We start from the raw sequence: 6140 nt of genomic DNA, 5'->3' as shown, positions 1-6140 counted from the left end.
CTTTTCGCTGAATATTGGCCCGCCTACAAACGCTGGTGGCTCAAGGAAGGCGACGCGGCGCGGCCCAAATACCTTGAAAGCCGTCGCGCACTCGCACAGCACATGCCCGAGATCGTACCGCTTTACGATAGCCTGTGCGACCTGGCGGGCGGCGGCGATAAGGCGTCGCGCTTTCTTAGCTTTTATTGCCCGCCGCCCTATCTTTCGGGCTGTAGTCAGGCGATCTGGCCCGGCGAAGAACCGGTTCTCGTGCGCAACTACGACTATAACCCCAACGCGTTCGACAGCCTGATCCTCAGGACCGGCTGGCAGGGGCGGCGCGTCATCGGTACCTCTGACGGGCTCTGGGGGATGGTTGACGGTATGAACGATGCCGGTTTGGCAATCTCGCTTACCTTCGGCGGACGGCGTGTGGTCGGCGAGGGCTTTGGCGTGCCGCTTATCCTGCGCTATGTGTTGCAGACCTGCGAAACCGCGAAAGAGGCCGGCGCCGTTCTGGCGCGGGTGCCGACCCACATGAGCTATAATGTCACCGTGCTCGATGCCAAACGCAAATATCTGACCGCGATGATGGCCCCGGACCGCCCGGCGGTGATCACCCATGCCGCCGTGGCCACCAACCATCAGGAAAACGTCGAATGGGTCAGCCACGCGCGCTTTACCGCCACGGTCGAGCGCGAGCGGTTTCTGCTTCAGCGCCTGACCCTGCACCGTGACCCCGAAGACAAGTTCATCAGCGCCTTCCTGCGCCCGCCGCTCTATTCAACGGCCTTTTCCGCCGGGTTTGGCACGCTTTACACCGCCGTTTATCGCCCGCGCCTGCAACAGATGGAGATCCGCTGGCCCGGAACCGTCTGGGCGCAGTCGATGGATCATTTTCACGAAGGCGGCCGGCATGTACAAATACCGGGCGCCGCATAGGAGAGACCGATGTCGCATATTTTCCCACGCCATACCAAGCAACTGCCCCCGGTCGCCGCGCGCGGTGAGGGATGTTATCTCTATGACACCAGCGGCAAGCAATATCTTGACGCTTCGGGCGGGGCGGCAGTGTCTTGCCTTGGCCATGGCGACAAGACGATCATTAATGCCGTCAAGACACAGCTTGATAATCTGGCCTATGCCCATACCGGGTTTTTCACATCCGAGCCCGCCGAAACGCTGGCCGATCTTCTGATCGCCCACGCGCCGGGCGATTTGGACCGGGTCTATCTTGTCTCGGGCGGCTCCGAGGCGATGGAAGCCGCGCTAAAGCTGGCGCGCCAGTATTTCGTAGAAAAGGGCGAGCCCAAGCGGGGCCGCCTGATTGCCCGCAAGCAAAGTTATCATGGCAATACCATGGGCGCGCTCTCGGCGGGGGGCAATGAATGGCGCCGCGCGCAATTCGGCCCGCTTCTCATCGACATGAGCCATATCGACCCCTGTTATGAATACCGCCTCAAGCGCGATGACGAGAGCCTTGAAGAGTATGGCTTGCGCGCCGCGAACCTTCTGGAAGAAGAACTGTTGCGGGTCGGGCCGGAAAACGTCATGGCCTTCGCTGCCGAGCCGGTTGTCGGCGCCACGGCAGGGGCCCTTACCGCCGCGCCGGGCTATTTCAAACGCATCCGCGAGATTTGCGATCAATACGGCATCCTGTTGATCCTTGACGAGGTGATGTGTGGCATGGGCCGCACCGGAAGCCTGTTTGCCTGTGAACAAGACGGCGTTGCCCCCGATATCCTGTGCATCGCCAAGGGCCTTGGCGCAGGGTATCAGCCGATCGGCGCGATGCTCTGTAGCCGCCATATCTATGAAACCATCGAGAATGGCAGCGGGTTCTTCCAGCACGGCCATACCTATCTTGGCCATCCCACGGCCGCCGCCGCCGGCGTCGCCGTGGTCAGTGCCCTGCTCGGGCGCAACCTTATCCCGCAGGTAAAAACCCAAGGCGCGAAATTGATGGCGGCACTTGAGGTAGAGTTTGGCCAGCATCCGAATGTGGGCGATATCCGGGGCCGAGGCCTGTTTCAGGGGATCGAGCTTGTCGCCGACCGCGAGACCAAGGCGCCGTTCGATCCCTCGCGCAAGGTTGCGGCGCGGATCAAGTCCGCAGCGTTTGAGGCCGGTCTTATCTGTTACCCGATGAGCGGCACGATTGACGGCAAAACCGGCGATCACGTGCTTCTGGCGCCGCCCTTTATCATCAGCAACGATCAGATCGACGAGCTGGTGGGCAAGCTGTCCGGCGCCATCAACACGGCGCTCAGCGCGTAAAACGGCCACCGCCCTCAGGGTCGGCGAAGGCCACCTGCCTCGATGATATGGGATACGGCCTCGTCCACACCTTCGCCATGGCGCAGGGCGCAGAATAGGAACGGCTTTTGCCCGCGCATCCGCGCACTGTCGCGCTTCATCACCTCTAGCGAGGCGCCGACATGCGGCGCCAGGTCGGTTTTGTTGATCACCAGAAGGTCCGACTTGGTAATCGCGGGCCCGCCCTTGCGCGGAATTTCCTCACCGGCGGCCACGTCGATCACATAGATCGTCAGATCGGCCAGTTCCGGGCTGAACGTCGCCGAAAGGTTATCCCCGCCGCTCTCGATCAGGACCACCTCCAGATCAGGGTGGCGGGCGCGCATCTCGGCAATGGCCGCCAGGTTGATCGAGGCATCTTCGCGGATCGCCGTATGCGGACAGCCGCCCGTTTCAACGCCGATCACCCGGTCCTGCGGCAGGATCTGCATCCGCATCAGGGCCTCGGCGTCTTCCTGGGTGTAGATGTCATTGGTGATCACGCCAATCGACAATGCCGGGTGAAGCGCGCGCGCTATCGCGGCGGTAAGGGTCGTTTTACCGGCGCCAACCGGGCCACCGATCCCGACGCGAAGAGGGCCATTCATCTCACTCATGATCGGAATATCCTTGGCTCCAGAGTTTCGTGTTTCATCGCCGCGATGTCAGAAAGGAATGCGGTGCTTTGCAGGGCATCCAACGGGGTGTCGGCGGTCTCTTCCGCGATTTCATGGCAAAGCGGGGTCAGGGCAGCAAGAACCGCCTGACCTTCGGTCTGCCCCAGAGGCACCAGACGCACCGCCGCCGAGACAAGGTTGCCGACGAAGGCCTGAAGATACATCGCCGCCGTCAAGTTCACGGGTAGTGCCGCGCGCCCGGCCGCATAGCCGACCGCAACCGGCGCACATAGATCAGGCAGGTCATCGCCCCGGATATGGGCGGTGGTTTTGGCAAAGGCATGCCCCTGAAGGCGGGTTTCGCGCAGGCGCTCAGCGGCCCCCGCAAAGGCTTGGGCGGCGGCATCGACCGCAAGCACCTCATCCACGCTGTCACAGGCATGAGCCGCGCGCAGAAGGACGCAATCGTTGCGCCCGCTGCCATGCGCAAGCACATCCGCAAGCCAGCCCTGCAATCCGGCTGCGGTCGTCACACTGCCCTCTTGCACCGCCATTTCGATCCCGTGCGAATAGGCAAAGGCCCCGGTGGGATAGGCCGGTGACAGCCATTGTGCCAGCGTCAGAACCTGAAGGTCAGTGGTCATGCGCGGTGGCCCCGTGATCATGCGCATGTGTGCGCCCATGCCCATAGGCCCCGCCTTCGGGGGTGAAGGGCGCGGTGATCCCGGTCACGGTTGCGCCAAGGTGTTCAAGCATGTGCCGGATCACCGGATCCGCCTCTATCAAAAGGTGATCGGCGCAAATCTGGCAGGGCGTATGGCGGTTCCCGATATGCCAGGCAAGGCGCAGAAGATCCGGGCCGCTCACCCGCACAAGCGCCTCTTGCGCCGCGATCACCTTGATCAAAGCGCCATCGCCAAGCTCAAGCGCATCGCCATGATCAAGCGATGTCGTCTGGGCCAGATCGACAAGAAACGGCCGCCCTGACTGTGTCGTCAGTTTTTTGCGACGCAGGAAGCGGTCGGAATAGCCAAGCTCGCAGGTCTCTGCCGTGCCGGACCAATGCCCGGCGCGGTGCAGGATTTGTGCAATCGGAAGATTGGTCATAAGGCCCCTCAGAACATGAAATAGCGTTGCGCCATCGGCAGCACCTCGGCGGGCTGACAGGTCAGCAATTCACCATCGGCGCGTACCTCATAGGTTTCGGGATGTACCTCGATATGCGGCGTGGCATCGTTCAGGATCAGATCCTTTTTGCCGATGTTGCGCGTGTTGCTCACGGCAAGGGTTTGCTTGGCAAGGCCAAGACGCTCGGCGATCCCGCCCGCCTGAGCCGCGCCGGATACGAAGGTTACCGACGAATGTTCAAGCGAACGGCCAAACGCGCCGAACATCGGGCGCGAATAGACCGGTTGCGGCGTCGGAATCGAGGCGTTCGGATCACCCATCTGCGCGGCGACGATGGTGCCACCCATCAGGATCATCTCTGGCTTGACGCCAAAAAACGCCGGACTCCAGAGCACAAGATCGGCGCGCTTGCCGACCGCGATGCTTCCAAGCACATGCGAAACCCCCTGCGCGATGGCCGGATTGATGGTGTATTTGGCGATATAGCGGCGCACCCGGAAATTGTCGTTATCGCCGGTTTCCTCGGGCAGGCGGCCGCGCTGTTTCTTCATCTTGTCGGCGGTCTGCCATGTGCGGATCAGAACCTCGCCGACACGCCCCATCGCCTGACTGTCCGAAGCAATGATCGAAAACGCGCCGATGTCGTGCAGGATATCCTCGGCGGCGATGGTTTCGCGCCTGATCCGGCTTTCGGCAAAGGCGATGTCCTCGGGGATGGATTTGTCGAGATGATGACAGACCATCAGCATATCAAGATGCTCTTCAAGCGTGTTCACGGTAAAAGGCCGCGTCGGGTTGGTTGATGAGGGCAGGACATGCTCTTCACCGCAGACCTTGATGATGTCCGGCGCATGGCCGCCACCCGCACCCTCGGTGTGAAAGGCGTGAATGGTGCGGCCCTTCATGGCGGCAACCGTCTGTTCCACGAACCCGGATTCGTTCAGGGTATCCGTGTGGATCATCACCTGAACATCCATGTCGTCGGCCACCGACAGGCAACAGTCGATCGCCGCCGGGGTGGTGCCCCAATCCTCGTGCAGCTTGAGCGCACAGGCCCCGCCTTCGACCATTTCAACAAGCGCCGCGGGCTGGCTTGCGTTGCCCTTTCCCGACAAGCCGACATTCATCGCGATGCCGTCAAAGGCCTGCAACATGCGCCCGATATGCCAGGGGCCGGGCGTACAGGTCGTCGCCAGCGTGCCATGCGCCGGGCCAGTGCCGCCGCCAAAACAGGTGGTCACCCCGGAATGAAGCGAATCCTCCATCTGTTGCGGACAGATAAAGTGGATGTGGCTGTCAAACCCGCCCGCCGTCAGGATGCGCCCCTCTCCGGCGATCACCTCGGTGCCGGGGCCGATGATGATATCGACGCCCGGTTGCGTGTCCGGATTGCCGGCCTTGCCAATCGCATGGATAAGCCCGCCTTTGAGCGCGACATCGGCCTTGTAGATACCCGAGTGATCCACGATCAGGGCATTGGTGATCACCATATCCACGGCGCCGCCTGCGCGGGTGACCTGCGATTGGCCCATGCCGTCGCGGATCACCTTGCCGCCGCCAAACTTTACCTCTTCGCCATAGGTCGTCAGATCGCGCTCGACCTCGATGATAAGATCGGTATCGGCGAGCCGGACCTTGTCCCCGGTGGTGGGGCCGTACATCGCCGCATATTGCGCGCGGGGGATTTCACGCGGCATCAGAGATCTCCCATCACTTGGGCGTTGAAGCCGAAGATGCGACGCGCACCGCCGATCGGGATAAGATCGACCTCGCGGCGTTGCCCCGGCTCGAACCGCACGGCGGTGCCTGCCGCAATATCAAGCCGCATACCGCGCGCGGTGGCGCGATCAAACTCGAGTGCGGGATTGGTTTCGGCAAAATGGTAATGGCTACCGACTTGCACGGGGCGGTCGCCGGTATTGGCAACCATCAGGGTGATCGCTGTTGACCCGGCGTTCAGCCTCAGCGTGCCGGGGGCAGGAAAAATCTCTCCGGGGGTCATGCGGGCGGCCTCCTATCTGATCGGATTGTGAACGGTGACAAGCTTGGTGCCGTCAGGAAAGGTCGCCTCGACCTGAACCTCGTGGATCATCTCGGCGACGCCATCCATGCATTGATCGC

The 6140-nt window shown here is 62.1% G+C and carries 8 protein-coding genes; 2 read left to right on the top strand and 6 right to left on the bottom strand.

Features of this window, described 5'->3' with window-relative positions; all coding sequences use genetic code 11:
• Together QZ522_RS17075 and QZ522_RS17070 are read left to right on the top strand one after the other, a co-directional pair.
• Window positions 1–921 (top strand): C45 family peptidase (locus QZ522_RS17075; protein WP_294614400.1); only part of this gene is annotated, 921 nt, incomplete at its 5' end.
• Between the two features lie 9 nt (window positions 922–930).
• Window positions 931–2256 carry an aspartate aminotransferase family protein gene (locus QZ522_RS17070; RefSeq protein ID WP_294614397.1) on the top strand — a complete coding sequence of 442 codons (1326 nt, stop codon included), beginning with the start codon at window positions 931–933 and terminating at the stop codon, window positions 2254–2256.
• 14 nt (window positions 2257–2270) lie between these two features.
• Here the strand turns inward: QZ522_RS17070 and ureG are convergent, their stop codons facing one another.
• From ureG to QZ522_RS17040, 6 genes are all read right to left on the bottom strand, one after another.
• The gene (gene ureG, locus QZ522_RS17065) at window positions 2271–2891 is read right to left on the bottom strand and encodes an urease accessory protein UreG (RefSeq protein ID WP_294614394.1); all 621 of its coding nucleotides are present in this window, start codon (window positions 2889–2891) and stop codon (window positions 2271–2273) included.
• A complete protein-coding gene (locus tag QZ522_RS17060; RefSeq protein ID WP_294614391.1) occupies window positions 2888–3535 on the bottom strand; it encodes an urease accessory UreF family protein in 648 nt (215 codons plus the stop codon). The genes ureG and QZ522_RS17060 overlap by 4 nt, the downstream gene beginning before the upstream one ends.
• Window positions 3525–3998, bottom strand: coding sequence for an urease accessory protein UreE (locus QZ522_RS17055; RefSeq protein WP_294614388.1), 474 nt, complete (start codon window positions 3996–3998; stop codon window positions 3525–3527). Before QZ522_RS17055 ends, QZ522_RS17060 begins: the two co-directional genes overlap by 11 nt.
• A gap of 8 nt (window positions 3999–4006) precedes the next feature.
• Window positions 4007–5716, bottom strand: a complete 1710-nt coding sequence (ureC, locus tag QZ522_RS17050) for an urease subunit alpha (RefSeq protein ID WP_294614385.1) — start codon at window positions 5714–5716, stop codon at window positions 4007–4009.
• Complete coding sequence (locus QZ522_RS17045) at window positions 5716–6021, bottom strand: urease subunit beta (protein WP_294614382.1); 306 nt, start codon at window positions 6019–6021, stop codon at window positions 5716–5718. The genes ureC and QZ522_RS17045 overlap by 1 nt, the downstream gene beginning before the upstream one ends.
• A gap of 12 nt (window positions 6022–6033) precedes the next feature.
• Window positions 6034–6140, bottom strand: a 107-nt coding sequence (locus tag QZ522_RS17040; RefSeq protein ID WP_294614403.1) for an urease subunit gamma, incomplete at its 5' end; no start/stop codon positions are given.

Origin of the sequence: uncultured Roseovarius sp. (assembly GCF_913054395.1) — a bacterium.
GTDB lineage: Bacteria > Pseudomonadota > Alphaproteobacteria > Rhodobacterales > Rhodobacteraceae > Roseovarius.
Note: the sequence above shows the minus strand (reverse complement) of the source record. Positions and strands in the feature narration are given on the sequence as shown.

What these genes read in the sequence shown, in the direction of transcription:
- QZ522_RS17070 (WP_294614397.1), top strand. Translation starts at nt 931, where the DNA reads ATGTCGCATATTTTCCCACGCCATACCAAGCAACTGCCCCCGGTCGCC.
- ureG (WP_294614394.1), bottom strand. Translation starts at nt 2,891, where the DNA reads ATGAGTGAGATGAATGGCCCTCTTCGCGTCGGGATCGGTGGCCCGGTT.
- QZ522_RS17060 (WP_294614391.1), bottom strand. Translation starts at nt 3,535, where the DNA reads ATGACCACTGACCTTCAGGTTCTGACGCTGGCACAATGGCTGTCACCG.
- QZ522_RS17055 (WP_294614388.1), bottom strand. Translation starts at nt 3,998, where the DNA reads ATGACCAATCTTCCGATTGCACAAATCCTGCACCGCGCCGGGCATTGG.
- ureC (WP_294614385.1), bottom strand. Translation starts at nt 5,716, where the DNA reads ATGCCGCGTGAAATCCCCCGCGCGCAATATGCGGCGATGTACGGCCCC.
- QZ522_RS17045 (WP_294614382.1), bottom strand. Translation starts at nt 6,021, where the DNA reads ATGACCCCCGGAGAGATTTTTCCTGCCCCCGGCACGCTGAGGCTGAAC.